The 25,785-nt window shown below is 74.0% G+C and carries 24 protein-coding genes; 9 read left to right on the plus strand and 15 right to left on the minus strand.

Annotated elements, in window-relative coordinates:
• Window positions 1-129 precede the first annotated feature (129 nt).
• The 5 genes from AC3RJ9_RS08475 to AC3RJ9_RS08495 all read left to right on the plus strand — a co-directional run bounded on the left by AC3RJ9_RS08475 (window position 130) and on the right by AC3RJ9_RS08495 (window position 6,537).
• Entirely contained in the window at window positions 130-1,530 is a 1,401-nt protein-coding gene (locus tag AC3RJ9_RS08475) for a glucose-6-phosphate dehydrogenase (RefSeq protein WP_010080320.1), read from the plus strand.
• A gap of 190 nt (window positions 1,531-1,720) precedes the next feature.
• Entirely contained in the window at window positions 1,721-2,692 is a 972-nt protein-coding gene (locus tag AC3RJ9_RS08480; protein ID WP_010080319.1) for a 1,4-dihydroxy-2-naphthoyl-CoA synthase, read from the plus strand.
• Between the two features lie 31 nt (window positions 2,693-2,723).
• Entirely contained in the window at window positions 2,724-4,289 is a 1,566-nt protein-coding gene (locus AC3RJ9_RS08485) for an aspartate:alanine exchanger family transporter (protein ID WP_158183935.1), read from the plus strand.
• Between the two features lie 66 nt (window positions 4,290-4,355).
• On the plus strand, window positions 4,356-5,537 hold the full coding sequence (locus AC3RJ9_RS08490; RefSeq protein WP_158183936.1) for an AMP-binding protein: 1,182 nt from the start codon (window positions 4,356-4,358) through the stop codon (window positions 5,535-5,537).
• 127 nt (window positions 5,538-5,664) lie between these two features.
• Window positions 5,665-6,537: a 1,4-dihydroxy-2-naphthoate polyprenyltransferase gene (locus AC3RJ9_RS08495; protein ID WP_489727630.1), complete on the plus strand. Its 873-nt coding sequence runs from the start codon at window positions 5,665-5,667 to the stop codon at window positions 6,535-6,537.
• A gap of 57 nt (window positions 6,538-6,594) precedes the next feature.
• Here the strand turns inward: AC3RJ9_RS08495 and AC3RJ9_RS08500 are convergent, their stop codons facing one another.
• Window positions 6,595-6,870, minus strand: a complete 276-nt coding sequence (locus AC3RJ9_RS08500) for a DUF4229 domain-containing protein (RefSeq protein WP_010080315.1) — start codon at window positions 6,868-6,870, stop codon at window positions 6,595-6,597.
• A 65-nt stretch (window positions 6,871-6,935) separates the two neighbouring features.
• On the opposite strand from AC3RJ9_RS08500, the gene AC3RJ9_RS08505 reads away from it, so the two are divergent.
• Complete coding sequence (locus tag AC3RJ9_RS08505; protein ID WP_036336899.1) at window positions 6,936-7,331, plus strand: PLDc N-terminal domain-containing protein; 396 nt, start codon at window positions 6,936-6,938, stop codon at window positions 7,329-7,331.
• A 15-nt stretch (window positions 7,332-7,346) separates the two neighbouring features.
• Here AC3RJ9_RS08505 and ccsB read toward each other — a convergent pair whose 3' ends face one another.
• The 5 genes from ccsB to AC3RJ9_RS08530 all read right to left on the minus strand — a co-directional run bounded on the left by ccsB (window position 7,347) and on the right by AC3RJ9_RS08530 (window position 12,362).
• A complete protein-coding gene (gene ccsB, locus AC3RJ9_RS08510) occupies window positions 7,347-8,447 on the minus strand; it encodes a c-type cytochrome biogenesis protein CcsB (protein WP_010080313.1) in 1,101 nt (366 codons plus the stop codon).
• Between the two features lie 2 nt (window positions 8,448-8,449).
• A complete protein-coding gene (resB, locus tag AC3RJ9_RS08515) occupies window positions 8,450-10,147 on the minus strand; it encodes a cytochrome c biogenesis protein ResB (RefSeq protein WP_049147931.1) in 1,698 nt (565 codons plus the stop codon).
• Window positions 10,144-10,899 (minus strand): cytochrome c biogenesis CcdA family protein, encoded by a 756-nt coding sequence (locus AC3RJ9_RS08520; RefSeq protein ID WP_036336893.1) that lies wholly within the window; start codon window positions 10,897-10,899, stop codon window positions 10,144-10,146. Before AC3RJ9_RS08520 ends, resB begins: the two co-directional genes overlap by 4 nt.
• A 16-nt stretch (window positions 10,900-10,915) precedes the next feature.
• Window positions 10,916-11,533, minus strand: a complete 618-nt coding sequence (locus AC3RJ9_RS08525) for a TlpA family protein disulfide reductase (protein ID WP_036317264.1) — start codon at window positions 11,531-11,533, stop codon at window positions 10,916-10,918.
• Between the two features lie 154 nt (window positions 11,534-11,687).
• Complete coding sequence (locus AC3RJ9_RS08530) at window positions 11,688-12,362, minus strand: histidine phosphatase family protein (protein ID WP_036317266.1); 675 nt, start codon at window positions 12,360-12,362, stop codon at window positions 11,688-11,690.
• Between the two features lie 126 nt (window positions 12,363-12,488).
• Here AC3RJ9_RS08530 and AC3RJ9_RS08535 point away from each other — a divergent pair, with 126 nt between their 5' ends.
• Window positions 12,489-13,229 (plus strand): Bax inhibitor 1 family protein, encoded by a 741-nt coding sequence (locus AC3RJ9_RS08535; protein WP_036384318.1) that lies wholly within the window; start codon window positions 12,489-12,491, stop codon window positions 13,227-13,229.
• 6 nt (window positions 13,230-13,235) lie between these two features.
• On the opposite strand, the gene AC3RJ9_RS08540 is transcribed toward AC3RJ9_RS08535, so the two are convergent.
• The 3 genes from AC3RJ9_RS08540 to AC3RJ9_RS08550 all read right to left on the minus strand — a co-directional run bounded on the left by AC3RJ9_RS08540 (window position 13,236) and on the right by AC3RJ9_RS08550 (window position 15,116).
• Complete coding sequence (locus AC3RJ9_RS08540) at window positions 13,236-13,505, minus strand: glutaredoxin family protein (protein ID WP_036384316.1); 270 nt, start codon at window positions 13,503-13,505, stop codon at window positions 13,236-13,238.
• 95 nt (window positions 13,506-13,600) lie between these two features.
• Window positions 13,601-13,699, minus strand: a complete 99-nt coding sequence (locus AC3RJ9_RS08545) for a 30S ribosomal protein bS22 (RefSeq protein ID WP_005504750.1) — start codon at window positions 13,697-13,699, stop codon at window positions 13,601-13,603.
• 163 nt (window positions 13,700-13,862) lie between these two features.
• Window positions 13,863-15,116 (minus strand): acetoin utilization protein AcuC, encoded by a 1,254-nt coding sequence (locus AC3RJ9_RS08550; protein ID WP_036317274.1) that lies wholly within the window; start codon window positions 15,114-15,116, stop codon window positions 13,863-13,865.
• 136 nt (window positions 15,117-15,252) lie between these two features.
• Between AC3RJ9_RS08550 and AC3RJ9_RS08555 the strand changes: the two genes are divergently transcribed.
• Together AC3RJ9_RS08555 and AC3RJ9_RS08560 are read left to right on the plus strand one after the other, a co-directional pair.
• The gene (locus tag AC3RJ9_RS08555; protein ID WP_036317276.1) at window positions 15,253-16,728 is read left to right on the plus strand and encodes a TrkH family potassium uptake protein; all 1,476 of its coding nucleotides are present in this window, start codon (window positions 15,253-15,255) and stop codon (window positions 16,726-16,728) included.
• Entirely contained in the window at window positions 16,721-17,398 is a 678-nt protein-coding gene (locus AC3RJ9_RS08560; protein WP_152743364.1) for a potassium channel family protein, read from the plus strand. The genes AC3RJ9_RS08555 and AC3RJ9_RS08560 overlap by 8 nt, the downstream gene beginning before the upstream one ends.
• 15 nt (window positions 17,399-17,413) lie before the next feature.
• Here AC3RJ9_RS08560 and proC read toward each other — a convergent pair whose 3' ends face one another.
• The 6 genes from proC to trhO form a co-directional block, all read right to left on the minus strand.
• Window positions 17,414-18,244: a pyrroline-5-carboxylate reductase gene (gene proC / locus AC3RJ9_RS08565; RefSeq protein ID WP_036317279.1), complete on the minus strand. Its 831-nt coding sequence runs from the start codon at window positions 18,242-18,244 to the stop codon at window positions 17,414-17,416.
• The gene (locus AC3RJ9_RS08570) at window positions 18,241-19,128 is read right to left on the minus strand and encodes a sugar phosphate isomerase/epimerase family protein (protein WP_036341218.1); all 888 of its coding nucleotides are present in this window, start codon (window positions 19,126-19,128) and stop codon (window positions 18,241-18,243) included. Before AC3RJ9_RS08570 ends, proC begins: the two co-directional genes overlap by 4 nt.
• A gap of 2 nt (window positions 19,129-19,130) precedes the next feature.
• Entirely contained in the window at window positions 19,131-20,153 is a 1,023-nt protein-coding gene (locus tag AC3RJ9_RS08575) for a Ppx/GppA family phosphatase (RefSeq protein WP_036341216.1), read from the minus strand.
• 5 nt (window positions 20,154-20,158) lie between these two features.
• On the minus strand, window positions 20,159-22,993 hold the full coding sequence (gene topA, locus AC3RJ9_RS08580) for a type I DNA topoisomerase (protein WP_489727631.1): 2,835 nt from the start codon (window positions 22,991-22,993) through the stop codon (window positions 20,159-20,161).
• A 143-nt stretch (window positions 22,994-23,136) separates the two neighbouring features.
• Complete coding sequence (locus tag AC3RJ9_RS08585) at window positions 23,137-24,786, minus strand: DUF7059 domain-containing protein (RefSeq protein WP_489727632.1); 1,650 nt, start codon at window positions 24,784-24,786, stop codon at window positions 23,137-23,139.
• On the minus strand, window positions 24,783-25,712 hold the full coding sequence (trhO, locus tag AC3RJ9_RS08590) for an oxygen-dependent tRNA uridine(34) hydroxylase TrhO (RefSeq protein WP_489727633.1): 930 nt from the start codon (window positions 25,710-25,712) through the stop codon (window positions 24,783-24,785). Before trhO ends, AC3RJ9_RS08585 begins: the two co-directional genes overlap by 4 nt.
• Window positions 25,713-25,785 lie beyond the last annotated feature (73 nt).

Raw genomic sequence — 25,785 nt, forward strand, 5'->3', positions numbered from 1 at the left:
GCCAGGGCTGAGGCCGCGCCCGGCCCGGCGGGCATGGACGGGCACGCATGGACGGGCACGCATGGACTGGATCGGCGGGCCGACGGGAGACTGGCCGGGACCGCCCGCCGCCGACGCCGAAGGACACCCATGACCTCCCCCGCCGACCGCGACGATGTCGCCCTGATCATCCTGGGCGCCACCGGTGACCTCACCTCGCGCCTGCTGCTGCCCGGCCTGGCCGGTGCGCTGGCCGCCCACGACCTGCCGCGGGTGACGCTCGTGGGCTCCTCCCACAGCGAGCACAGCACGGACGAGTGGCGCTCGATCGTGCGCGAGGGCCTCGCGGGCGCCGCCCTGGACGAGGACGAGGTCGAGGACCTCGTCGCGCGCGCCGCGTGGCACACCGCCGACGCCACGGACGCCGACGACCTGCGCGCCCTGTTCGAGACGGCCCGCGAGGCCGCCGGCCCGGACGCCGCGCCCGTGCTGTACTTCGCCCTCGGCCCCGGCATCACGCGGGAGGCCGTGGGCGCGCTCGCCGGCTTGGAAGACCTGCCGGACGGGCTGCGCCTGGCCCTGGAGAAGCCGTTCGGCGAGGACGAGGAGAGCGCCCGCGAGCTCAACGCGGTGCTGGCCGACGTCGTCGAGGAGGACCGCGTGTTCCGCGTGGACCACTTCCTGGGCGAGTCCATGGTCACCGCGCTGCTCGGGCTGCGCACCGCGAACCGGCTGCTGGGGCGCGTGTGGGGCGGGCGTGACGTGGAGCGGGTCGACGTGGTGGTGGACGAGACGATCGCGCTCGAGGGGCGCGCCGAGTTCTACGACGGCACCGGCGCGCTAAAGGACATGGTCCAGTCGCACCTGCTGCAGGTGCTGGCCATGGCGGCGCTCGAGCCGCCGGAGCGGCTGCGTCCGCAGGAACTGCACGACGCCGTCGTCGAGGTCCTGCGCGCCACCCGGGTGTGGCAGGACGACCCCGTGGCCGCCTCCCGCCGCGCCCGCTACACCGCCGGCGAGGTGGACGGCGAGCGGATCCCCGCCTACGCGGAGGAGGAGGGCGTGGACCCCGGGCTGCGGACCGAGACGCTGGCCGAGGTCACCCTCGCCGTGGACACCGAGCGGTGGCGCGGCGTGCCGTTCCGGCTGCGCTCCGGCAAGGCGCTGGGCCGGAAGCGGTGGGAGGTGGCGCTGACCCTGCGGGCGCCCGAGGACGTGCCGGAGGGCCTCTCGCCCGCGGAGGGCCGGGACCGGATCGTGGTGGGCCTGGACCCGCGCGAGGTGCGGATCGAGCTCGCCGTGGACGGGGCCGACACCCCGTTCGACGCCGAGCGGCGCACCCTCGCCGCCGACCTGGGCGAGGAGCAGGTGGACGCCTACGGGGAGGTGCTGCGCGGCATCCTCACCGGGCAGACGCTGCTGAGCGTGCGCGGCGACGCCGCCGAGGAGTGCTGGCGGATCCTGGCGCCGGTGCTCGCCGCGTGGGAGGCCGAGGAGGTGCCGCTGGACGAGTACCCGGCCGGGTCGGCGGGGCCGGCGGGCTGGGGGTGAGGGGCGGGGCCGAGAGGCGCCGTGGCACCGATATGACCCTTCTCAGCGCTCTTCAGTCCCTGAGAAGGGCCGTTCCGGTGCCGGGGATGCTGCGCGGCTGAGCTCCCGTTCCTCGAACGAGAGCGCCGCTGGGGGCTCCCGTTTCCCGAACGAAGGCGCGGGGTGGCGGGCCGCCGGTACTGTTCTGGGCATGAGCGAGCAGCACCGCCTGGACCGTGACCGCCTCCCCGAGCAGGTCTCCGACCTCTTCGACCCCGTGCGCTGGCGCGTGGTGGAGGGCTTCGACTTCGAGGACATGACCTACCACCGGCAGGTGGAGCGCGACGCGCAGGGCCGCTGGGTGCGCGACCTGCCCACGGTCCGCATCGCCTTCGACCGCCCCGAGGTGCGCAACGCGTTCCGTCCCGGCACCGTGGACGAGCTCTACCGCGCGCTGGACCACGCCCGGATGACCCCGGACGTCGGCACGGTGCTGCTCACCGGCAACGGTCCCTCCCCCAAGGACGGGGGCCACGCGTTCTGCTCGGGCGGCGACCAGCGCATCCGCGGCCGCGACGGCTACCGCTACGCCGAGGGGGACACGGCGGAGACCATCGACCCCGCCCGGGCCGGCCGCCTGCACATCCTCGAGGTCCAGCGGCTGATGCGCACCTCGCCCAAGGCGATCATCGCCGTCGTGAACGGCTGGGCGGCCGGCGGCGGCCACTCGCTGCACGTGGTCGCGGACCTCACCCTCGCCTCCCGCGAGCACGGGAAGTTCAAGCAGACGGACGCCACCGTGGGCTCCTTCGACGCCGGCTACGGCTCGGCCCTGCTCGCCCGGCAGGTGGGCCAGAAGCGCGCCCGCGAGATCTTCTTCACCGCCCGCGAGTACTCGGCCGAGGAGATGGTGGCCATGGGCGCGGTGAACGAGGCCGTGGACCACGAGCGCCTCGAGGAGGTCGCCCTCGAGTACGCCGCGGACATCAACCGTCAGTCCCCGCAGGCCCTGCGCATGCTCAAGTTCGCGTTCAACCTTCCCGACGACGGCATGGCCGGCCAGCAGGTCTTCGCCGGCGAGGCCACGCGCATGGCCTACATGACGGACGAGGCCGTGGAGGGCCGGGACGCGTTCCTGCAGAAGCGCGACCCGGACTGGTCCGCCTTCCTGTACCACTTCTGACCGACCACCACGGCAGGACGGAGACCCGCCCATGCTCGCTCTGCTCAACGACCAGCCCATCCTCGTCCTCATGGCCACGGTCGCCCTGGGCGCCGCCGTCGGCACCATCCCCCTGGGCAAGATCCGCCTCGGCGCCTCGGGAGCACTGTTCGTGGGCCTGCTCGTCGGGGCGGTGCTGCCCGACGTCGGCGACCGGCTGGCCCTGTTCCAGAGCTTCGGCCTGGCCCTGTTCGCCTACCTGATCGGGCTCGGCGCCGGCAAGGTGTTCTTCCGGGACCTGCGCCGCAACCTGCCCCTGATGCTGGCCGCCGTCGTCGTGGTGATCCTCACCGCCTTCACGGTGCACCCGCTGGCCGCGCTGCTCAACCTGGACCTGCCGACGGCGATCGGCGTGTGGACGGGTTCGCTCACCGCGACGCCGGCGATGGCGCTGGCGAACCAGCTCACCGGCGGGCAGGCCCCGGCCGTAGGCTACGGGCTGTCCTACCTGGTGGGCGTGGTCGGCACCATCATCGCGATCACCGTGCTCGCCGCCCGCCCGTGGAGCAGTTCCCCGCGCGATCCGGCGCCGGTGACCGACGGCAAGCTGCGCTTCACCGCCGTGGTCGCCACCTCCGCCCTCGCCGTGCGGGAGATCCCCGGGATCTCCGAGGGGCTGGTGCGCGTGGTGGCGCTGCGCCACGGCGGCGTGGCCCGGATCGCCGGCTCCGCCGACCGGATCGAACCCGGGGACGAGGTCGTCCTGGACGGCACGGAGAAGAACATCGACGCGGCCGTGCAGGCCTTCGGCCGCCGCACCGACGCCGACCCGGCGCGGGTGATGACCCCGCTGCAGACCTCCATGGTCATCGTCACGGCCCGCGCCCTGGCCGATCGCCGCCTGGGCACGCTGTCCCTGCGCGAGCGCTTCGGCACCGACGTCGCCCGGCTGCGGCGCGACGACGTCGAGTCGCTGGCCACCCCGCAGACCGAGCTCAAGGTCGGCGACCGGGTGCTCATCGTGACCACCGCGCCGCGGATGGAGGCGGTGCGCGACTTCTTCGGCAACTCGACGCGCGGGCTCTCGAACCTGGACTGGATCTCCCTGGGCACGGGCATGGCGCTGGGCTACCTGCTGGGCATGGTGACGATCCCGCTTCCGGGCGGGGCCTCCTTCTCCCTCGGCCCGGCGGCCGGGTGCATCCTCGTCGGCCTCACCCTCGGTGCGATCGGCCGAACGGGACCCACGGTGTGGGAGCCGTCCACGGAGATCGCGCTGACGCTGCGGCAGTTCGGCCTCATGCTCTTCCTGGGCGTGGTGGGCCTGGCCGCCGGCCCGGCGTTCATCGAGACGGTGTTCACCCGGGTCGGCGGGCTGGCCATCCTGATGTCCGCCGTGCTCACCGCGCTGACCGCGGCCCTGCTCATCGCCGCGGCGCGGCTGCTGGGGCAGTCCGTGGATCGCACCTACGGGGCGCTGGCGGGCATCACGGGCCAGCCGGCGATCCTGGACTACGCGCTCTCCCGGTCCACCGACGCCCGCGTGACCGAGGGGTACGCCCAGCTGTTCGCGCTGATCATGGTGGTCAAGATCGCCACCGTGCCGTTCATGCTCTGACCGGCCGGGCGGGTCCGGTCCGCCGGGCGGATCCGTCCGACCGTCGGGCCTCCTACACTCGGGGCCATGCCCGCCACCGCCGATGCCCTCGCCCGCGCCACGGACGCCCTCGCGGCGGCCTTCGACGGCGGCGCCCCCGTCGAGCTGACCGCCGACGGCGCCGCGCTCCCCCGACCCGAGGCCCGCGACCCGCGCCGCTGCGGCGACCCGGACGCCGTCGCCGTGGTGCGCACCTCCGGGTCCACGGGCACGCCGAAGCAGATCGTCCTGACCGGCGCGGCCCTGCGCGCCTCGGCCGCGGCCACGGCCCGGCGGCTCGGCGGCGAGGGGGCGTGGCTGCTGGCCCTCGGCGTGCACTACGTGGCCGGGCTCGCCGTGCTCTCCCGCTCGATCGCGGCCGGGACCGCACCCGTGGCCCTGCCCCCGGGCCCGTTCACGCCCGCGGCGTTCGCCACCGGGGCGGCCGCCCTGCCCGACGATGCCGGCCCCCGGCTCGTCTCGCTCGTCCCCACCCAGCTCGCCCGCCTCCTCGCGGCCGACGCCGACCCGGCCGGGCGGGCGGCCCTGCGTTCCTTCGACCGCGTGCTCGTGGGCGGCGCCCGGCTCGATCCCGCGCTGCGGGCCGCGGCCGAGGCGGCGGGGGTGCGCCTCACCGCCACCTACGGCATGGCCGAGACGTGCGGCGGCTGCGTCTACGACGGCGTCCCGTTGCCCGGCGTCACCGCCGCGGTGGCCCCGGACGATCCCGACGCCCCGCCGCGCGTGCGCCTGGCCGGGCCCATGGTGGCGGCCGGCTACCTCGACGACCCCGCCCGCACCGCCGCCCACTTCGTCACCGCCGCGGACGGCGCCCGCGCCTTCCTGACCGAGGACACGGGCGTGCTCTCCCCCACCGACGACGGCGGCGTGCGGCTGGCCGTGACCGGCCGCCTGGACGACGTCGTCATCACGGGCGGGGTGAAGGTGTCCGCGGCGGCGGTGACCGCGGTGCTCGAGGCGCACCCGGGCGTCGCGGCGGCCCACGTGGCCGGCGTGCCGGATCCCGAGTGGGGCGCCCGGCTGTGCGCCGCCGTCGTGCCCGCCCACCCGGCCGCGGCCCCCGACGAGGCCGTCCTGCGCGCCCACGTGCGCGAGGCGCTGGGTGCGGCCGCGGTGCCCAAGACGTGGCTCGTCCTCGACGCCCTGCCCCTGCTCTCCACCGGCAAGACCGACCGGCAGGCCCTCGCCGCCCGGTTCACCGCCGGCTGAGCGTCGCCCCGCCCGCGTGGGAGAATGACCCGGGCCCGGCCGACGTCGGGCCCCGGCCGCGCGCCGCCGTCGACCCGGCCCGCCGCGCGCCGCTGCCCACCCCGCTCCCCAGGAGGAACCCCCGCCCATGGCCGCCACGCTCTCCCAGTGGGTCGCCGCCGCGCGCCCGCGCACGCTGCCCATGGCGATCGCCCCCGTGATCGTCGGTTCGGCCGCCGCCGCGGAGCTCGGCTCCTTCCACCTCGGCGCGGCGCTGCTGGCCCTCGTGGTGTCGCTCGCGCTGCAGATCGGCGTGAACTACGCCAACGACTACTCGGACGGCATCCGCGGCACCGACGACGAGCGCGTGGGCCCCTTCCGGCTCACCGTCTCCGGGCTCGTGCCCGCGGCCCAGGTGAAGCAGGCGGCCTTCGCGTTCTTCGGCCTCGCCGGGCTGGCCGGCCTGGGGCTCATCCTGCTCTCGGGGCACTGGTGGTTCCTGCTGATCGGCGTCGCCTGCGTGCTGGCCGCGTGGTTCTACACCGGCGGGAAGCGGCCGTACGGGTACCTCGGCCTCGGCGAGGTGTTCGTGTTCGTGTTCTTCGGGCTGGTGGCCGTCCTCGGCACCACGTACACCCAAGCCGGCGCCGTCAGCGGCCTGGCCTGGGCCGGCGCGATCGGCTGCGGGCTGATCTCCACGGCCCTGCTCATGGTCAACAACATCCGGGACATCCCCACGGACCGCGAGGTCGGGAAGATGACGCTGGCCGCCCGTCTGGGCGACGGACCCGCGCGGGCGTCCTACGGCGTCATGCTGGCCGTCGCCCTGCTGCTGTCGCTGTTCTGGGTGGCGGAGCACCCGGGACTGCTGCTCGTGCCGATCGGCAGCCTGCTCGCGATCCGGCCGATCCGCACGGTACTGCGCGCCGACGACCGCCGGACACTGATCCCGGTGCTGCGCGCGACCGGCGTGATCGGGATCGTCTACGCGATCACGTTCACCCTCGGCGCGCTGCTCTGAGCAGCACGGGATGACGGCGGCGTCGGCGGCGTCATGCGCCCCGTCGCCCCGCGGGGTTCACTCGCGGAACCGGCCCTCGGTGTAGGCGTCCTCGGCGTCCGCGTCGGCGGTCTCGGTGCGGCCCCGGCGGCCCGGGCGGCCCTCCCACGCGGCGGACAGGTCCTCGGTGGCCCCCGTGCGCAGGCGGCCGAGGAAGAGGTAGCTGACCGCGAACGTCAGGATCGTGGCCGCGATCACCCCGAAGATCATCCCGAGGTCCATCACGTAGTAGAACAGCGCCCACAGGGCGACGAAGACGACCACGCGGACCAGACCGTAGAAGAAGATGCGCACCGGTCCATCCTACGAGGACGGACGCCCCGCCCGCCGACCCCACAGCCCGCGCCTAGACTGGCGGGATGGGCCGCTTCATCATCCCCGCCGCGATCATCCTCGCGGGCCTGACCCTCTACGCGCTGTTCGAGGCGCTGTTGACCCCCGCCCGCGAGGTGCGCAGCCTGCCGAAGGCGGCGTGGGTGGCGGTCATCGTGCTCGTGCCGCTCGTGGGGCCGCTGCTGTGGCTGCTGCTCGGCCGCGCCCGCCCGGCCGGCCGTGCCGCGCCCCGGCCCACCGGGGCCCCGGACGATGACGAGGCGTTCCTGCGCAGCCTGCGCGCGCAGCGCCGCCAGGACGCCCGCGAGCAGGACCTGGACCGCCGCGAGGCCGAGCTGCGCGCCCGCGAGGAGGAGCTGCGCCGTCGTCGGGAGCAGGGCGACGACGACGCCGACCCGGACGGCGACGGCCCGCGCGCCTGAGGGGCCCCGCCGGACTCAGCCGGGCAGACCCGCGTACGAGTGCAGGCCCGGGAAGTACGTGTTCACGATCGTGTAGTTGAACACGATGCACAGGAAGCCCACGATGCTCAGCCAGGCCGCGCGGGCGCCGGTCCAGCCGCGGGTGGCGCGGGCGTGCAGGTACGCCGCGTAGACCACCCAGATGACGAAGGACCAGACCTCCTTGGTGTCCCAGTTCCAGTACCGGCCCCACGCGGCTTCGGCCCAGATGGCGCCGGCGATCACGGTGAACGTCCACATCACGAAGGCGATCGCGTTGAGGCGGTAGGACCAGTTCTCCAGCCCCTGCGCGGCCGGCACGAGGCGCAGGAACGCCCACGAGCGCTCGCCCGCCGCGGCGCGCTTCTCCGCACGGTCCTGCAGCAGCTGCAGCACGGACATCGCCGCGGTCAGCGCGAACAGCGAGCTGGCGAGCACGGCGATGGACACGTGGATGACGAGCCACGGCGACTGCAGCGGCGGCTGGAGGTGGCCCACCGGCGTCGGGAAGCCCATGGTGGCCGCGCACATCATGGCCACCACGAGACCGGTGACGAACGTGCCCACGAAGCGCAGGTCCTTGCGGAAGAGGAACAGCAGGTAGACGGTCGTGATCACGAGCGCGCCCGTGGTCATGAACTCGTACAGGTTGCCCCACGGCACGCGGGAGGCGGCGAGGCCGCGGGCGACGACGGCGAACGCGTGCAGCGCCCAGCCGACGGCCAGCACGGCCACGGCCACGTTGGCGACCGGGCGGCGGCCGCCGCCCGTGTAGTCCATGTCCTCGTCCACGAGGTCACCGTCCGCGTCGACGCCGGGCTCGGCGGCGGCGGCCGGCCGGGCCGTGTCGGAGTCGCTCGCGCCGACCGCCGTGGACCCGCCGACGGCGACCCCCACGGTCTCGTGGGCCGGAGCGGTGCGCACCTGCCCGCGTTGGGCCGCGAGGTCGGCCTCGAGGCGGCGGATGGTGGCCGAGGCGGTGGCCATGTCGATGGTGAACAGGATGAACGCCGCCGCGTACACGAGCGCGGCGATGAGCATGAAGAGGTCGCTGTACAGCGCCAGCTGCTCGTTCACGGGGGCCGTGGGGTTGAACACTGTCAGTCTCCTGATCGGGCGTCGGCGGGGCCGGCGGGGGTCTCGGGGGTGGTGGAGGTGGACTGGGGGGCGGCACCGGCCGCGGCGTCGTCGGCCGTCTCGGTGGCGGCGACGATGGGCCACCACTTCTCCATGGCGGCGCGCAGGGCCACGTGCTCCTCGTGGAGGCCGAACTCCTCGCCGCGGGCGAGCAGCGCGTACTCCACGCGGGTGCGGCCGTCGTCGTCGGTGCGGGCGCGCACCCACACGCGGCGGCGGCGGACGAACAGACTGATCGCCAGGCCGAGCAGGGCGGTGCCGGCGAACACGCCGACGCCCCACTTGCCCGGGTCGTAGTGGATGTCCAGGCCGACGTAGCGGCGGACGCCGTCGAAGCTGATGGAGCCCTTGCCCTCGGGCAGCTCGTACGTCTGGCCCGGGCTGAGCACGATGCCGCCGTTCTCGTTGGTGCGGCTGTTGAGCTCGGTGAGGGATGCGGTGTCCAGCACGTACACGTTCTGCGGGCGGCCGGTGTCCAGGCCGAGGTCCCCGTAGTACGAGTTCAGCTGCAGCTCCGGGTTGAGCAGCTCGGGGTCCGCGGAGAACGCGGCGCCTTCCTCGTCCTCCACCGCCGAGGGCAGGAAGAAGCCGACGAAGCCCAGCTGGTCCGGCCGCGCGTCGGGGACCTTGATGGTGGCCTGCGAGCCGTAGTTCTGGTCGAACACGCGGGTGACCACGGGGCCCTGGAAGGCCACGTCCCCGGCGCCGTCGCGGATGGTCACCACGGGCGCGTAGCCGTTGCCCACGAGGTAGACGCGCACGCCGTCGATGTCCAGCGGCTGGTTGACCTTGAGGATCTGGCGCTGGAGCTCGCCGCCGGAGCCCTCGCGGACGTCCATGACGGCGGTGTAGTCCAGCGGCTGGCCGTAGTGGGTCTCGGACTCGCGGTCGAACACGGCGTCGAAGGAGTCGAGGGTGAGGGAGAACGGCTGGAGGTCGTCCGCGCTGAAGTAGGTGCCGGGGGTGAAGGAGTCGTAGGCCACGAGGTTGTTGGCGAAGCCCTCGCCCTCCACGATGATCTTCTGCCCGCCGTACTTGGTCATGCCGCCGTAGGCCATGAACACGAGCACGCCGATCAGCGAGACGTGGAACAGGATGTTGCCGATCTCGCGCAGGTATCCGCGCTCGGCGCCCACGGACGCGCCGCCGGCCTCGGGGCGGTGCTCCACGCGGTAGCGGCGCTTGCGCAGCCACGCCTGGGCTCTGGCCACGGCCTCCTCGGGGCTCGGGCCGCCCTCCTCGAGGACGACGACGCCGGAGGCCGGCAGGCGCGTCAGGTTGCGGGGGGTGCGGGCCGGGGGCTGGCGCAGGGCCTTGGCGTGCTGGATGGCGCGCGGCCACACGCAGCCCACGAGGGAGACGAACAGCAGCAGGTAGATGGCCGAGAACCAGACGGAGTTGTAGACGTCGAAGAACTGCAGGGCGTCCAGGACGGGGCCCCACACGGGGTTGTCCTCGATCCACTGGTCCACGATCTCGGGGCCGGCACGGCGCTGGGGCACGAGGGAGCCGGGCACGGCGGCGACGGCGAGCAGGAGCAGCAGCATGAGCGCGGTGCTCATGCTGGTCAGCTGGGTCCAGATCCAGCGCAGGGTGCCCGCCAGGCCGAGGCGCGGCAGGGTGACGGGCTCGGAGCGCGTCCGGGCGGCCTTGGAGCTCACAGGGGCATCTCCCATTCGTTGGCGAACCACAGCTGCAGCTGCGTGGTCCAGGCGGTCCAGACGCCGGTGACCATGAGCAGGCCCAGCGCGATCAGCAGGGCGCCGCCGAGGCGCATGATCAGCACGCGGTGCCGGCGGAAGAACCCGAGGGCCCGCATGCCGCGCTCCATGCCGAGGGCCATGAGCACGAACGGCAGGCCCAGGCCGAGGCAGTAGAGGAAGGCGAGCAGGGCGCCGCGGCCCACGGAGCCGGAGCTGGCCGTGGACATGGCCAGGACGGCGGCCATGGTGGGGCCGATGCACGGCGCCCAGCCCAGGCCGAAGGTCATGCCCAGCAGGGGCGCGCCGACCAGGCCGGCGGCGGGCTTGAAGTGGACGCGGCGCTCCTGCTGAAGCCGGCCGCCGCCGCCGAGGAACACGAGGCCCATGAGCATCACGAGCACGCCGAGCACGGGGGTGACCCAGGCGCCGTCGCGCCGCAGCCAGACCATGGCCTGGGTGAACACCACGGTGATGCCCACGAACACCACGGCGAACCCGAGCACGAACAGCACGGAGCCGAGCACGAGGCGCCCGCGGCGGCGGCTGGTGAGCACGTCCCCGCCGAGGCCGGTGACGTACCCGAGGTAGCCGGGCACGAGCGGCAGCACGCACGGGGAGAGGAAGGAGATCAGGCCGGCCAGCACGGCGATCGGCGCGGCCAGCAGCAGGGAGCCGTCGAGGGCGATCTCGGCGAAGGGGTTGCTCTGCATGGACACGGCGGCCGGGTCAGGCCGCGGCCTCGTCCACCACGGTGGTGAGCAGGGCGCGCAGGGTGGACTCCTCCACGGCGCCGAGCACGCGGGCGGCCACGCGGCCCTCGACGTCCAGGACGAGGGTGGAGGGCACGGCCTGCGGGGGCACGTAGTCGGTCATGTTCAGGAGCACGTCCCCGCGGGCGTCCTCGATGGACGGGTAGGGGATCTCGAAGGTGCGCTCGAAGGCCTGCGCGGTGGTGACGGTGTCCCGGACGTTCACGCCGAGGAACCGCACCCCCTGCGGGGCGAACTGCTCGTGCAGGGAGACGAGGTGGGGGGCCTCGACGCGGCACGGCGCGCAGGCGGCGTACCAGAAGTTCAGCAGGGCGGGGGTGCCGCGCAGGCTCGCGCCGGTCACGGGGGTGCCGTCGAAGAGCTCGGCGGCGAACTCCACGGGGGCGCCGCGCTCGGCGGGGGCGATCTCCAGGACGGAGCCGTCGCCGGCGATGTAGTTCTTGCCGTCCGCGTTGCCCGCCTGCCGCGCGAGCGAGTCGTCACCGCCCGAGCAGGCCGCGAGCGCCGGCGCCAGGCTGGCGAGGGCGAGGCCGGTCAGCAGGGTGCGGCGGGACGGACGGGGCGGGGTGTGCATGGCGTGACTGCCCTCCAGGGGATGCGCGGCGCTGGATTCCGGGGACCTGGGGAGTCTACTGTCCGCCCCGCATTCTGACTGAACCCTGGACGTCACACCCCCACCCCGTGGGAGGCCGCGGCCGGCGTCGTCGACGCCGGCCGCCGTCGGGGCCTCAGGCGCCCGGCAGGGAGGAGGCGTCCTTGAGCAGGGCCTGGTTCGGTTCGTGGTACTCGACGCGCGGCACCCTGCGCCCTTCCTCGTACACGAGCGAGGTCACGGAGGTCAGCGAGCACTCACGCCGGCGCGGGTCGTGCCACAGCGGACGGCCCTCGACGGCCAGGCGCGTCACCCAGATCGGCAGCTGGTGCGAGACGAGCACGGACTCGGCGCCGGGCCCCTCGGCGGCCACGGCCTCGCCGCGGAGCCGGTCGACGACGGCCAGCATCCGGGCGGCCTGCGCGCGGTACGGCTCGCCCCAGGACGGGCGCAGGGGATTGCGCAGCCGGGGCCACAGCCGCGGGTTCCGCTTCAGCGACGCCGCCACCTGGGACATGCCCTCGAAGGCGTTCTCCGCCTCGATCAGGTCCGGCTCGGTGACCAGCGGCAGGTCGAACGCGGCCGCGATGGGCGCGGCGGTCTGCTGCGCGCGGGTCAGCGGGGAGGCGGCGACGACGGCGGGCGCCCGGCCGGTCTGCGCGGCACGCTCCTCGAACCACGCGGCCACGCCCCGGGCCATCTCGTGGCCGAGCTCCGAGAGCCCGAACTCCGGCAGGCGGCCGTAGAGGACACGATCGGGGTTGTGGACTTCTCCGTGGCGGACCAGGTGGACGGTGGCGAGCGTCTGCATGGGGCCAGTCTGGCAGAGGCGGACCGGCGGCCCCGGCGGTAGCGTGGGGCACAGCTCGGCGCGACCGCGCCGCCAACCCCCGTCCGCACCGAGGCGCCGCGAGCGTCGGCGTCGCTAGGAGGCCCCATGTCCGGCACCTCGCCCACCGATCCCCACGGCAGCCAGAACCCGTACGGCGCCGACCCGTACGGCGCCGCCCCGCAGAGGCCGACCCCAGGCTCCCCCGACCCGGCGGGCGCGAGCCCGTACGGCCAGAACCCCTACGGCGCACCGCCGGCGACTCCGTACGGCGCCCCGGGCCAGGCGGGGATGCCCCCGGCCCCCTCCCCCCGCGGCCCGGCCGGCTGGCAGTCTCCCGGCCCGGTCGAGCTGCCCCCGCGACCGCGCTCCCTGACAGCCGCGTTCTGGCTGATCGTCTCGGGCGGCCTCCTGCTGCTGGCGACGACCCTGCTCGCGGCCTTCGCCCTCACCCAGCCGGAAGGTCAGGCAGCGATCCAGCAGGAGCTGGACCGGTCCGTCGAGCAGATGAATCTGCCCGCCGACCAGGCGGAGCAGATGCGCGCCATGATGGACGGGATGCTTCCGGCCCTCGCCACGACGGCGGCCGTGTTCGGCGTGGTCGCGTTCCTCGTCTACCTGTGGGTGGCGTTCGCAATCCGCGGCGGCTCGCGCGCCGCGCGCATCGTCGGAACGGTGCTGGCGTCCCTGTCCGTGCTGGTGCTGGTCTCCAACGCGGTGATGGGGGCGTTCAGCCCGCTGGACCTGGTGTGGGTGGGCCTCGGCGTCGCCGGCATCGTGCTCGCCTACCGCCCGGACGCCACGGAGTACATGCGGCTGAAGGCCTGGCAGCGCTTCGCGCGCCGCTGAGCCCGCTCAGGCCCGCGGGGCGTCCAGGTGCCGGCCCAGGCGGGCCGGGTCCACGCGCCAGAAGTCGCGCTGGACGCCGTCGACGAACAGCACGGGCACCTCGTCCGCGAACCGCTCGAGCAGGGCCGGGTGCGCGGCGCCGTCGACGGCCTCCCAGGCCTCGCCCCGCGCATCGCACACCTGCGCCACCGCGGCCTCGGCCTCGGCGCACAGGTGACAGCCGGGCTTCACGAGCAGCTGGACACGGGCGGTGGCGGCAGGCAGGTCGGCGGTCATGGCCCCACTCTACGGATCGCCGTCCACGACGAAGCCGCCGTCCCCCCGGAAGGGGACGGCGGCTTCGTCTCGTCAGCGCCCGGAGGGCGCGGGCGTCACTTCTTGTTGCGACGCTGGTGACGGGTCTTGCGAAGCAGCTTGCGGTGCTTCTTCTTCGACATGCGCTTGCGGCGCTTCTTGATCACAGATCCCATGGGGACTCCTTGAATCGGGGCGAGGGTCGGCGGTCGTGGGACCGCAGGCATCCGGGGCGCCGGACACGCCGACCCGCATTCCACCGGATGTGGAACGCCTGGAAACGTTCTCGGCCACAATACCGGCCGCACGGGCCGCGGTCGAACCGGGACGCGGGCCGGCTCAGTCGAACCAGGGGTCCAGCCCGTGCAGCGGGAACACCTCGCGGCGCGTGGCCATGATCGACTGGTCCACCGGGTCGGCCGGGTCGTAGCCCACCTCCCACGAGCGCCACCACACGTCCGCGTCCTCGCCCATCACGGTGGGGATCCGCTCGGCGTCGTCCCCCTCGTGCACGGACATGTCCCCGGTCAGCTCGTCCGCGGTGAGGGTCCGGACGTGCTCGATCCAGGCGGCGGGGATCTCGCTCTTCACCGGGATCGGGGTCTGCAGGACGGCGGCGGTCAGGTGGGCCCACGCGCGCGGCACCACCCGCAGCGGGTTGTAGCCGCCGCCCCCGGTGGCCAGCCACCGGCCGTGCGCGAACCGGTCGGCCCAGTCGCCGACGTCGAATGCGAGCTGGCGCTGGCCGTCCACGCTCAGCCGCAGGTCGGCGAGCGGGTCCGTGCGGTGACCGTCGCAGCCGTGCTGGCTGACCAGCACGTCCGGGGCGAACGCCTGCAGCAGCGGGGGGACCACGGCGTGGGCGGCGCGCAGGAAGCCGGCGTCGCCGGTGCGCGGGGGCAGCGCGACGTTCACCGCCGTGCCCTGGGCGGCCGAGCCGCCGATCTCGTTGGCGAAGCCCGTGCCCGGGAACAGGCTGATGCCCGTCTCGTGCAGGGAGATGGTGAGCACGCGGGGGTCGTCGTAGAAGATCGACTGCGTGCCGTCGCCGTGGTGCGCGTCCACGTCGACGTAGGCCACGCGCTCCGCGCCGAGGTCCAGCAGGCGCTGGATGGCCACGGCGCAGTCGTTGTAGATGCAGAACCCGGACGCCGAGGACCGGGCGGCGTGGTGCATGCCGCCCGCGAAGTTCACGGCGCGGTCCACCTCGCCGGACCAGATCGCCTCCGCGGCGACGAGGGAGCCGCCCGCGATCCGGGCGGCGGACTCGTGCAGGTCCGGGAACACGGGACAGTCCTCGGTGCCCAGGCCGAAGCGGCCGTCCTCGGCCGACGACGTCGCCGCGGCCCGGCGGACGGCGGCGACGTACTCGGGGTCGTGGACGAGGGCGAGCTGCTCGTCCGTGGCCACGGGCGGCTCCACGATCCGCACGTGGGGCGCGTCCAGCAGGCCGAACGCCTCCACGAGCCGGTGCGTGAGATCCAGCCGCAGGGGCGCCATCGGGTGCTCCGCGCTGAACCGGTAGCGGAGCAGGCTGGAGTCCCACACCACAGCAGCGGGGGTGGGAGCGGGAGGGGTGGACGTGGTGCTCATCACGGTCCAGCCTAGGGCTCCGGGCGGCACGGTGGCGACGATCGCCTCGGATGTCTCGCCCGCGTGACGCGCGGGCCACGGCGCGCGCGATACTGGGAGCCGGTCCGTTTCCCGTCCCCCGTGCAGGAGGTGCCCCGTGGCAGGTCCCCGTCCGACTCCGCACGCCCGCCGCCACGGCGGGGTGCGCCGGCCCGGCGGCCTCCCCCGGCCCGGCCAGGCCTCCACGCTGGAGTCCTCGACCGACCTGCGCACGGTGCTGCGGCGCTCGGGCCGCGCCGTCAGCTCCGTGGTGGGTGGCTCCCCGGCCCGCGCCGCCCTCTCCGCCTTCGCCCTCATGGCCCTGGTGTTCACCGGGCTCCTCGCCCTGCCGTGGGCCGCGGCGGACGGTCACGCCACCCCCCTGCACGACGCCATGTTCACCGCGGTCTCCGCCTTCTCCGTGACCGGTCTGACCACCGTCAACACGGCCGTGCACTGGTCCCCCGCGGGCCAGGTGATCATCCTCGTGGCCATCCAGATCGGCGGCCTGGGCATCCTCTCGATGGCCTCGCTGCTCACGCTGGCCGTCTCCCGGCACCTGGGCCTGAGATCGAAGCTGGCGACGCAGCAGGCGGGCATGACCTCCGGCAGTCTCGGCGAGGTCGGCCAGCTGCTGCGCGTCGTCGTCCTGACGGTGCTGACCGCCGAGGCCGCGCTGGCGCTCTTCCTCGTGCCGCGGTTCGCGGCCATCTCGGGTTCGTGGCTCACCGGCCTGTGGCACGGGGTCTTCTACTCGGTCAGCGCCTTCAACAACGCGGGGTTCAGCCTGCACGTGGACGGCCTGCCGGAGATCATGCACGACCCGGTGATCATCACGGTGCTCGGCGTCGGCGTGTTCTTCGGTGCGCTCGGCTTCCCCGTGGTCATGGTGCTGCTGGAGAAGGGGTGGCGGTTCCGGCAGTGGAACCTGCACACCAAGCTCACGGTCGAGGTGACGCTGGCGCTGCTGGTGCTCGGCGCCGTCGCCCTCTTCTTCTTCGAGGCGGGCAACCCGGCGACCCAGGCCGGGATGGGCTTCTGGCAGCGGGTCGGGCACTCGCTCTTCGGTTCCGTGATGACCCGCTCCGGCGGCTTCGCGATCGACGACACGAACGCGCACCGGCCCGAGTCCCTGCTGCTCATGGACGCGCTGATGTTCGTGGGCGGCGGGTCCGCCTCCACCGCGGGCGGCATCAAGGTGACCACGCTGGCGATCATGTTCCTCGCGATCGTGGCGGAGGCGCGCGGCGACCGCGAGGTGACGGCGCACGGCCGCACGATCGCCCCCGAGTCCCTGCGCGTGGCCATCGCGGTGCTCGCCCTCGGTGCCACCCTCGTGCTCGTGGCCACTCTGGCGCTGGTGCACATCACCGACGAGTCCCTCCAGCGGCCCCTGTTCGAGGTGATCTCCGCGTTCGGCACGTGCGGGCTCTCCGTGGGCGTCTCCGCGGAGAGCCCACCGGCCGGCAAGTACGTCCTGACGGCCATGATGTTCGCGGGCCGCGTTGGTACGATCACGTTCGCCGCCGCCCTGGCCCTGCGCCAGCGGCGCGTGCTCTACCGCTACCCCGTCGAGAGGCCGGTCATTGGCTGACACCCCGCAGCGCACCGATCCCAACGCCCCCGTGCTCCTCGTGGGGCTGGGCCGCTTCGGCGCCGCCACGGCCGAGGAGCTCGTCGCACAGGGCCGCGAGGTGCTCGCCGTCGAGCGGGACCCCGTCCTCGTGCAGCGCTACGCCCCCTCGTTGACCCACGTGGTGGAGGCGGACGCCACCGACTCCGAGGCCCTGCGCCAGCTCGGTGCGCAGGACTTCTCGACGGCGGTGGTCGGCGTGGGCACCTCCATCGAGGCATCGGTGCTGATCACCGTGAACCTCGTGGACCTGGAGATCCCCCACATCTGGGTGAAGGCGATCAGCGAGGCGCACGGCACGATCCTCAAGCGGATCGGGGCGAACCACGTGATCTTCCCGGAGCACGACGCCGGCGTGCGCGCCGCCCACCTCGTGAACGGGCGCATGCTCGACTTCATCGAGTTCGACGACGACTTCGCGATCGTGAAGATGTACCCGCCGGCCGAGTGCGTGGGCTTCACGCTCGCCGAGTCCAAGGTGCGCTCCAAGTACGGCGTGACCGTGGTGGGCGTGAAGACCCCGGGCGAGGACTTCACCTACGCCCAGCCGGACACCCGGGTGGGCCCGCGCGACACCCTCATCGTCTCTGGCCACACCGACCTCATCGACCGGTTCGCGGCCCGGCCCTGAGGCATGCCCGCGCCGTCAGGCCCCGAACTCCTCGGCCATCTCCTTGTCGCGCTGCGCGGCCGCGTCCATGGCACGGTTCACGAGGTCGCCCATGCCGCCGTCCAGGAACGCCTCCACGGCCTTCTCGGTGGTCCCGTTCGGGCTCATCACGGCCTTGCGCAGAGCCTCGGCCCTGGCCCCCTCCTGCTGGAGCATGATGCCGGCTCCCTTGACGGTGGCCGCGGCCATGGCCTCGGCGGAGGCGGCGTCCAGTCCCATCTCCGCACCGTGGGCGGCGATCAGCTCGGCCAGCAGAAACACGTAGGCCGGGGCGGAGCCGGCGGTCGCCACCACGGCGGAGAGCTGCTCCTCGGCCACCGGCACCACCAGGCCGGAGCCCTCGAAGAGAGCGCGCACGGCGGTGGTCTGCTCCTCGGTGACGCCCGGCCCGGGGGCCACGCCCACGACGCCGGAGCCCACCGTCAGGGGCGTGTTCGGCATGGTCCGCACGATCGGCTGCCCCGCCGGCAGCACGGCGGCCATGGTCGCGGCGGTGACGCCGGCTGCCACGGACACCACCACGGTCTCGGGGCGCAGCGACGGCGCCAGGTCCGTGAGGGTGGCGACCATGTCCTTCGGCTTCACGCCCACCAGGACGATGTCCGCCTCAGCGACCGCGGCATGGTTGGCGCGTTCGTCCCGCTCCTGGGAGGTCACGGTGACGCCGTGCTGCGCGGCGGCCTTCTCGGCGGAGGCGGCGGAGCGGGTGGTCGCGGTGACGTCCTCGGCGCGCACGGCGCCGGCCTCGAGGGCTCCGGCGAGGATCGCGCCGGTCATGGTGCCCAGGCCCAGGATGGTCAGCTTCATGGTCGGTCCATCTCCTTCGTGGTCGGGCGCAGAACGCCGCCGTCGTGGTGGTGGTCGGTCCCGCCGGCGGCCAGGTGCTCGCGGGCGAACGCGAGCGAGGCGGCGAGCATCTCCTCCCGCTGGCCCGCGTACTCCACGCCGCGCGTGCCCACCTCCACGCACACCGTGCCGGCCAGGCCCGCGGTCGCCAGGTGGCGCAGGGTCTCGGCCACGGGCTGGGTGCCCTCGCCGGGGACCAGGTGGTCGTCCTTGCCGGAGTCGTTGCCGTCGGTGAGGTGGACGTGCCGCAGCCGCGGGCCGAGCTCGCGGACGGCCGCCAGGGAGTCCGCCCGCGCGATGGCCGCGTGGGAGAAGTCCCAGCAGATGTGCTCGTACGGCTCGGGCAGCGGGTTCCAGTGCGGCAGGTACATCTTGGCCTTGCGGCCGTAGGCCCGCCACGGGTACATGTTCTCCACGGCGATCACGACGCCGGTCTCCGCCATGAGCTCGTGGATGCCCTCGGCGAAGCGCACCGCGTACGTGCCCTGCCAGCGGAACGGCGGGTGGGCGACCACGGTGGCCGCGCCCACGGCCTGCGCCAGCTCCACGGAGCGGCGGATCTTGGACCACGCGGAGCCCCAGACCTGCTGCGTGAACAGCAGGGTGGGCGCGTGGATGGAGTCGATGGGCATCCCGTGCCGCTCGGACAGCCGCGTCAGCCGCCGCGCGTCCTGGCTCCACGCGTTGTGCGTGACCATGACCTCCACGCCGTCGTAGCCGAGGTCCTCGGCGGTGGCGAACACGTCCTGGGTGCCCAGGGGGAACACGGACGAGGAGGACAGGGTCACGGGGATGTCCGCTCCGAAGCGCGCCGCGGGGGCCAGGTGCGCGGTGGAGTCCGGCATGGTCAGCGCACCCCCAGGCTCAGTCCCGGCAGGAGGGTGTCCGGGTTGAGGTTCACGTGGCCGACGCCGGGCCGGCCGTCCCGGGTGAGGTGGCCCTCGAGCATGAGCGCGTCGAGGCGGTTGAGGATCAGGCCCTCGCGCAGCGCCCACGGGCAGATCTCGAGCTGGGCGATGCCGAACGTGCGCATGGCCGTCAGCGCGACGATCGCCCCCGCGAACACCTGGTGCGCGCGCACGTCCGAGACGCCGGGCAGCTCCGCCCGCTCCGCGACGGTCATCGCCGCGAGGCGGTTCACCCACAGGTGCAGGTCGTCCGCGCGCAGGTGCCGCTTCACGAAGGGGCCCGCCGCCGACGGCGCCGCCCCGGTGATCCGGGCGAGGGAGCGGAACGTCTTCGAGGTGGCGGTGACCACCACGGGCGACTCGATGCGCGGGAAGGCCGTATACGCCTCCTCGAGTCGCTTCTCCACGTGCTTGCGGAGCTTCTTCACCGCCTTGGGGCTGGGCGGGTCCTCGAGCACCCAGTCGCGGGTGAGGCGGCCGGCGCCCAGCGGCAGGGACAGGGCGTGCGAGGGCAGCTCGTCCTGGCCGTAGGCGATCTCGAAGGAGCCGCCGCCGATGTCGAAGTTCAGGATGGAGCCGGCGCCCCAGCCCTGCCAGCGGCGCACGGCGAAGTACGTCATGGCCGACTCCTGGTCCCCCGTGAGCTCGGAGAGGTGCACACCGGTCTCGGCCTGCACGCGGGCCAGCACGGCGGCGCCGTTCGCGGACTCGCGGATCGCCGAGGTGCAGAACGAGATCATGTCCTCCGCCCGATGCTCCTCCGCGAACGCGGCGGCCTCCCGGACGAAGTCCACGAGCTCCCGCTGTCCCTCCTCCGTGATCGCCCCGTCGGCGTCCTGGTAGCGGATCAGCGGAAGGGAGCGCTTGTGCTCCGCGTAGGCGACGGGGCGGGCCCCCGGGTGGGCGTCCACGAGCAGCAGGTGGACGGTGTTGGACCCGATGTCCAGGACGCCGAGGCGCATGGCGCTCAGGCCTTCTTCCGCGCGGTGGTCTTCTTGGCCGGGGCCTTGCGGGCCGCCGGCTTCTTGGCACCGCCGCGGGTGGCCGGGCCCTTGGCACGCTTGTCCGCGAGCAGCTGGTAGGCCTCCTCCGCCGTGAGCTCCTCGGGCTGACGGCCGCGCGGGACGGTGATGTTGGTGACCCCGTCCGTGACGTACGGGCCGAAGCGGCCCTCCTTCACGGTGACCTTCTTGCCGGAGACCGGGTCCTCGCCGAACTCGGCCAGCGGCGGCTTGGCGGCCCCGCGGCCACGCTGCTTCGGCTGGGCGTAGATCTCGAGGGCCTGCTCCTGCGTGATGCTGAAGATCTGGTCCTCGGACTCGAGCGAGCGCGAGTCCGAGCCCTTCTTCAGGTAGGGCCCGAAGCGGCCGTTCTGGGCGGTGATGACCTCGCCCTCGGCGTCCGCGCCCACGACGCGCGGCAGGGACATCAGCTGCAGCGCCTGCTCGAGGGTCACGGTGTCCACGGACATGCTCTTGAAGAGGGAGCCGGTGCGGGGCTTCTCCTTGGCCGGCTTCTTCTTCGGCTTGGGCTTGCCGTTCTTGTAGTACTCGGTGGGCTGGGCGTCGAGCCAGGCCTGCAGCTCCTCCTCGGTCATCTCCGGGATGACCTCGGTGACGTAGGGCCCGTAGCGCCCGTCCCTGGCGACGACGGTCCGGCCCGTCTCCGGGTCCGTGCCGAGCTCGCGCTCGGAGGGCTGGGCGGTGGCGAACAGCTCCTCGGCCTTGGCCGGGGTGAGCTCGTCCGGGGCCAGGTCCTCGGGGACGTTGGCGCGCGGCGGGGTGGCGCCCGCCTCCGCGTCGGCCGGCAGCGACCGCTCCAGGTACGGGCCGTACTGGCCCACCCGCAGGGTGATGTCCTCGGTGATCGGCAGCGAGTTCACGGCCCGCGCGTCGATCTCGCCGAGGTTGTCCACCACGTGCTTGAGGCCCTCGACGCCCTTCTCCGTCTCCGCGGCGGGGGCCCCGAAGTAGAAGGTCTGCAGCCAGGCCTCGCGGCCGAGCTCGCCCGCCGCGATCCGGTCGAGGTCGTCCTCCATGCGGGCCGTGAAGTCGTAGTCCACGTACTTCGCGAAGTAGTCCTCGAGCAGCCCGATCACCGCGAACGCGGTCCACGACGGGACGAGCGCGGTGCCGCGCTTGGACACGTAGCCGCGGTCCATGATCGTGGAGATCGTCGGGGCGTACGTGGAGGGACGCCCGATCTCGCGGCGCTCCAGCTCGGCGACGATCGACGCCTCGGTGTAGCGGGCCGGCGGGGAGGTCTCGTGCCCGGTGGCCTCGATCGGGTCACCGGTGAGGCGCTCGCCCTGGGCCACCTGCGGCAGGCGGCGGTCCTTGGCCTCCGCGTTCTCGCCGTCGACCTCGGCGTCCCGGCCCTCCTCGTACGCGTCGAGGAAGCCCTTGAACGTGATGACGGTGCCCGAGGCGCTGAACTGCGCGAGGCGGCCGTCCTGCGCGGTGGCCGAGAGCCGCAGCGTGGCGGTGTAGCCCTTGGCGTCGGCCATCTGCGAGGCCACGGTGCGCTTCCAGATCAGCTCGTACAGGCGGAACTCGTCCGGGCGCAGCTCGGCCTTGACCTGGGCCGGGGTCCGGAAGGAGTCCCCCGCGGGCCGGATGGCCTCGTGGGCCTCCTGCGCGGTCTCGTTGCGCTTGGCGTAGACGCGCGGCTGGGCCGGCACGGCGTCCGCCCCGTAGAGCTCGGTGGCCTGGCGCCGGGCGGCCTGCACGGCCTCCTGCGAGAGGTTCACCGAGTCCGTGCGCATGTACGTGATGTAGCCGTTCTCGTACAGGCGCTGGGCCACCTGCATGGAGACGCGGGAGCTCATCCGGAGCTTGCGGGCGGCCTCCTGCTGCAGCGTGGAGGTGGTGAAGGGGGCGGCCGGGCGGCGGGTGTACGGCTTGTCCTCCACCGAGTCGACCGTGAAGTCCGCCCCGCGCAGCCCCTCGGCCAGCGAGCGGGCGCCGGCCTCGTCCAGGTGGGTCACCTTCTTGCCGGCGGAGGCCTTGAGTCGCCCGGCGTCGTCGAAGTCGCGGCCCGTGGCCACGCGCTCGCCGTCCACCGTGCTGAGGCGGGCCGTGAACGAGCTGCCCACGGCGTCCGCGGCCTGCGCGCCCTCGGCCACCGTGAAGGTGCCCTCCACGCCCCAGTAGTGGGCGGAGACGAAGGCCATGCGCTCCCGCTCGCGCTCGACGACGAGGCGGGTGGCCACCGACTGCACGCGGCCCGCCGAGAGCCCGCGGGAGACCTTGCGCCACAGCACCGGCGAGAGCTCGTAGCCGAACAGGCGGTCGAGGATGCGGCGCGTCTCCTGGGCGTCCACGAGGGCCTTGTCCAGCTCACGGATGTTCTCCAGACCGCGGCGCACACCCTCCTTGGTGATCTCCCCGAAGGTCATCCGGTACACCGGCACCGTGGGCTTGAGGGTGTCCAGCAGGTGCCAGGCGATGGCCTCGCCCTCCCGGTCCGCATCCGTGGCGAGGTAGAGGGCCTCGGCGTCCTTGAGCTCGCGCTTGAGCTCCGTGACCTTCTTCTTCTTGTCCGGGTGCACCACGTAGTACGGGGTGAAGCCGTGCTCCGTGTCCACGGCGAACTTGCCGAACGGGCCCTTCTTCATGTCCGCCGGCAGGTCCGAGGGCTTGGGCAGGTCGCGGATGTGCCCCACGGAGGAGTCCACCACCCAGCCGGAGCCCACCGCGTTGAGGTACTTCGCGATGGACTTGCTCTTGGCCGGGGACTCCACGATGACCAGCTTCTTGCCCTCGGGCACGGAAGCGGTCACGGAAGCGGGGGTAGTGGACAACGGGTCCTCCTGGGACGGGATTGCTGCGGGTCCGGGGCCGACGCGAGCCGACCCGTGTCCGCCGGGGGCGGACGTCCCCACATCGTAGGGCGCGCTGACCACGATAACGCCCGGCGTCCACGCGCCCGCCACCGCCCGTCCGCTCAGCCCTCCACGAGGAACCCGTCCTCGTGCAGCTCCCGCAGCGCGGCCAGCAGGCCGGCCCGGCCCGCTTCGTCCAGCTCCAGCAGCGCCGCGACCGCGCCCACCAGCTGCCCCACGGACAGCTCGCCGTCGCTGGCCGAGAGGACGCCCGCCGTCGCGGTGTCCAGGCGCGCCACACGCCGGAACCCGGAGCCCTGACGGGCCAGGATCACCTCGGGGTGCTCCGCCCCGAAGCGCTGGTGCCGCTCCTCCGTGACGTCCGCGGCCACGCGCAGGTGCAGTCCGCGCAGCGCGGCCAGGGCCGGGTCTCCCACGGCGTCCCCCGCCCCGGGGCCCGCGGCGAGCCGGTCCCGGCGGGCGACGGCGGCGGCCCACGCCCCGCCGAGGGCCTCGTCGACCGGCTGGGTCAGCTCCTCGGCGACCACCCACCCCCGGCCCTGGGAGCCGTCCGCGGCGGGCCGGCGCAGCCATACGTGTCCGAAGCCGACCCCGGCCACGCCGCGGGCGTCGAAGTCCTCGAGGTACCCGCGGTAGGCGGCCTCGTAGGCGGGCGGGTCGAGCTCGAGCGAGGAGTCCTGCAGCCACGTCTCCGCGTAGCCCGCGGGGTCCTGCCGGTCGCGCTGGAGGAACCAGGCCTGCATCCCCGGCGCCACCCACGAGCGCGGGCGCGCGTCCCACGGTGCGGTGTCGGCGTCGGCGGTGTCTCCCGCCGGGATCTCCCAGTTGGCGAGCAGCTGCGCGGTGCCGCCCTCGGCGAGCACGTCCGGCAGGGCCGCGATCAGTTCCGCAACGATCCGGTCGCCCTCGCGGCCGCCGTCGCGGTAGGTCAGCACGGGCGCGTCCGGGTCCGTGCGCGGGGTGATCACGAACGGCGGGTTCGAGACCACGAGGTCGAACCGCTCCCCCGCCACCGGCGCCAGCAGATCCCCGGCCGCCAGCCGGACCCGGTCCTCGAGCCGCTCCCGGTCGAGGCCGAGCACGTCCGCGTTGAGCAGCAGGTTGAACCGGGTGAACGCCAGGGCGCGCTCGGACAGGTCCGTGGCGGTGACGTGGTCGGCGTGGGCGAGCAGGTGCAGGGTCTGGATCCCGCAACCCACCCCCACGTCGAGGGCGCGGGCCACGGGACGGCGCTGCGTGGCGCCGGCGAGCGTGAGGGAGGCCCGACCGACGCCGAGCACGTGCTCGGGAGGCAGCGGGCCGCGCCGCTGCAGGGCCGTCAGGTCCGAGGCGATCCACATCCGGCCCGGCTCGTCCGCCTCGTACGGCGAGAGGTCCACCGCGCCGCGCACGCGCCCGTCCGGTCCCTCGACGACGAGCCCGGCCGCCACGGCCCCGGACAGGCCGAGGCTGGGCAGCGCGGCGTCGAGGTCGGCGGCGGGGACGGAGTCGCCGAGCAGCCAGGCCCCGACGGCGGCGGCGAGGCCCCGCATGCCGTGCCGGTCGCCGGGGCCGGCCAGGTGACCGGCGACGACGCGGCGGGCGGCCTCGGCGTGCTCGCGGTCCAGGGCGCGCGTGGCCACGGGTCCGAGCAGACCCTCGACGGCGGCGGTGGTGAACGGCAGGGCCGCCAGGTCCGCGGCGAGGGCCACGGCCGTGGCCGGGGTCAGCCGCGGGGCGGGGGGCGACGGGGGTGTCGGGACGGGACTCATGCCTCGGTCCTCTCGGCGGGGTGGGGGCGGTGGGCGCAGACGGGGCAGCGGTGCTCGGGGTCGTCGACGGCGCAGGCCGCGCAGCGGACCTCGAGCGTGGTGCAGGCCGGGTCGGTGCAGTTGCGCAGCGCCGAGGTCGGGGCCTCGCACGTGACGCACCGGCCGATGGTCTCGGCGTCGGCGGTGAAGCGGGTGGACAGGCGTCGGTCGAACACGGCCAGCTCACCGCGCCACAGTCCGGCGTCGCCGCGGGCCTCGCCGTAGCGGACGATGCCGCCGTCGAGCTGGTAGACCTCGGCGAAGCCGCGGTCCTTGAGCAGGGCGGAGAGGACCTCGCAGCGCACGCCGCCCGTGCAGTAGGTGATCAGCGGCACGTCCTTGAGGTGGTCCAGGGCCCCGGAGTCGACGGCGGCGAGCAGGTCGCGGGTGGTGTGCGCGTCCGGGACCACGGCCCCGTCGAAGCGGCCGATGGCCGCCTCCACCGTGTTGCGGCCGTCGAGGAAGCGCACGGGGTTCGCGCTGCCGGCGCGCTCGGCGACGAGCGCGTCCACCTGGGCGGGGGTGAGCCGTTCCCCCGTGCCGACGACCCCGTCCGCGTCCACGGTGATGCGCTCGGGGGCCCCGAACGCAACGAGCTCGGGCTTGACCTTGACGGAGAGGCGGGGGAAGTCCGCCGCCGAGCCGTCCGACCACTTCACCTCGAGGTCCCGGAACGCCGGATGCTCCCGCGTGCCGCGCACGTAGCGCTTGACCGCGTCGACCGGTCCGCCGACGGTCCCGTTGATCCCCTGCGGCGACACGATGATCCGGCCGGTCAGGCCGAGGGACGCCGCGAGCGTGCGCTGCCACAGCCGCACCGCCTCGGGGTCGGCGAGCGGGGTGAACCGGTAGTACAGCGCGATGCGGGAGAGGGGGGCGGTGCTCATCGAGGTCCAGGCTAGTGCGCGGCCCCGGACGTGACGGCCGTGAGCGACGGGCGGGGCCTGGCCCGCACCGGCC

It is taken from the genome of Micrococcus sp. 63XJN7_6_ISO-PGPR-S23-444 (assembly GCF_058072765.1).

What these genes read in the sequence shown, in the direction of transcription:
- AC3RJ9_RS08525 (WP_036317264.1), bottom strand. Translation starts at nt 11,533, where the DNA reads ATGCACACCCCGCCCCGTCCGTCCCGCCGCACCCTGCTGACCGGCCTC.
- AC3RJ9_RS08495 (WP_489727630.1), top strand. Translation starts at nt 5,665, where the DNA reads ATGGCCGCCACGCTCTCCCAGTGGGTCGCCGCCGCGCGCCCGCGCACG.
- AC3RJ9_RS08490 (WP_158183936.1), top strand. Translation starts at nt 4,356, where the DNA reads ATGCCCGCCACCGCCGATGCCCTCGCCCGCGCCACGGACGCCCTCGCG.
- AC3RJ9_RS08570 (WP_036341218.1), bottom strand. Translation starts at nt 19,128, where the DNA reads ATGCCGGACTCCACCGCGCACCTGGCCCCCGCGGCGCGCTTCGGAGCG.
- trhO (WP_489727633.1), bottom strand. Translation starts at nt 25,712, where the DNA reads ATGAGCACCGCCCCCCTCTCCCGCATCGCGCTGTACTACCGGTTCACC.
- AC3RJ9_RS08550 (WP_036317274.1), bottom strand. Translation starts at nt 15,116, where the DNA reads ATGAGCACCACGTCCACCCCTCCCGCTCCCACCCCCGCTGCTGTGGTG.
- AC3RJ9_RS08545 (WP_005504750.1), bottom strand. Translation starts at nt 13,699, where the DNA reads ATGGGATCTGTGATCAAGAAGCGCCGCAAGCGCATGTCGAAGAAGAAG.
- AC3RJ9_RS08520 (WP_036336893.1), bottom strand. Translation starts at nt 10,899, where the DNA reads ATGCAGAGCAACCCCTTCGCCGAGATCGCCCTCGACGGCTCCCTGCTG.
- AC3RJ9_RS08485 (WP_158183935.1), top strand. Translation starts at nt 2,724, where the DNA reads ATGCTCGCTCTGCTCAACGACCAGCCCATCCTCGTCCTCATGGCCACG.
- AC3RJ9_RS08535 (WP_036384318.1), top strand. Translation starts at nt 12,489, where the DNA reads ATGTCCGGCACCTCGCCCACCGATCCCCACGGCAGCCAGAACCCGTAC.
- AC3RJ9_RS08480 (WP_010080319.1), top strand. Translation starts at nt 1,721, where the DNA reads ATGAGCGAGCAGCACCGCCTGGACCGTGACCGCCTCCCCGAGCAGGTC.
- proC (WP_036317279.1), bottom strand. Translation starts at nt 18,244, where the DNA reads ATGAAGCTGACCATCCTGGGCCTGGGCACCATGACCGGCGCGATCCTC.
- AC3RJ9_RS08530 (WP_036317266.1), bottom strand. Translation starts at nt 12,362, where the DNA reads ATGCAGACGCTCGCCACCGTCCACCTGGTCCGCCACGGAGAAGTCCAC.
- AC3RJ9_RS08575 (WP_036341216.1), bottom strand. Translation starts at nt 20,153, where the DNA reads ATGCGCCTCGGCGTCCTGGACATCGGGTCCAACACCGTCCACCTGCTG.
- AC3RJ9_RS08585 (WP_489727632.1), bottom strand. Translation starts at nt 24,786, where the DNA reads ATGAGTCCCGTCCCGACACCCCCGTCGCCCCCCGCCCCGCGGCTGACC.
- AC3RJ9_RS08540 (WP_036384316.1), bottom strand. Translation starts at nt 13,505, where the DNA reads ATGACCGCCGACCTGCCTGCCGCCACCGCCCGTGTCCAGCTGCTCGTG.
- AC3RJ9_RS08505 (WP_036336899.1), top strand. Translation starts at nt 6,936, where the DNA reads ATGGGCCGCTTCATCATCCCCGCCGCGATCATCCTCGCGGGCCTGACC.
- AC3RJ9_RS08475 (WP_010080320.1), top strand. Translation starts at nt 130, where the DNA reads ATGACCTCCCCCGCCGACCGCGACGATGTCGCCCTGATCATCCTGGGC.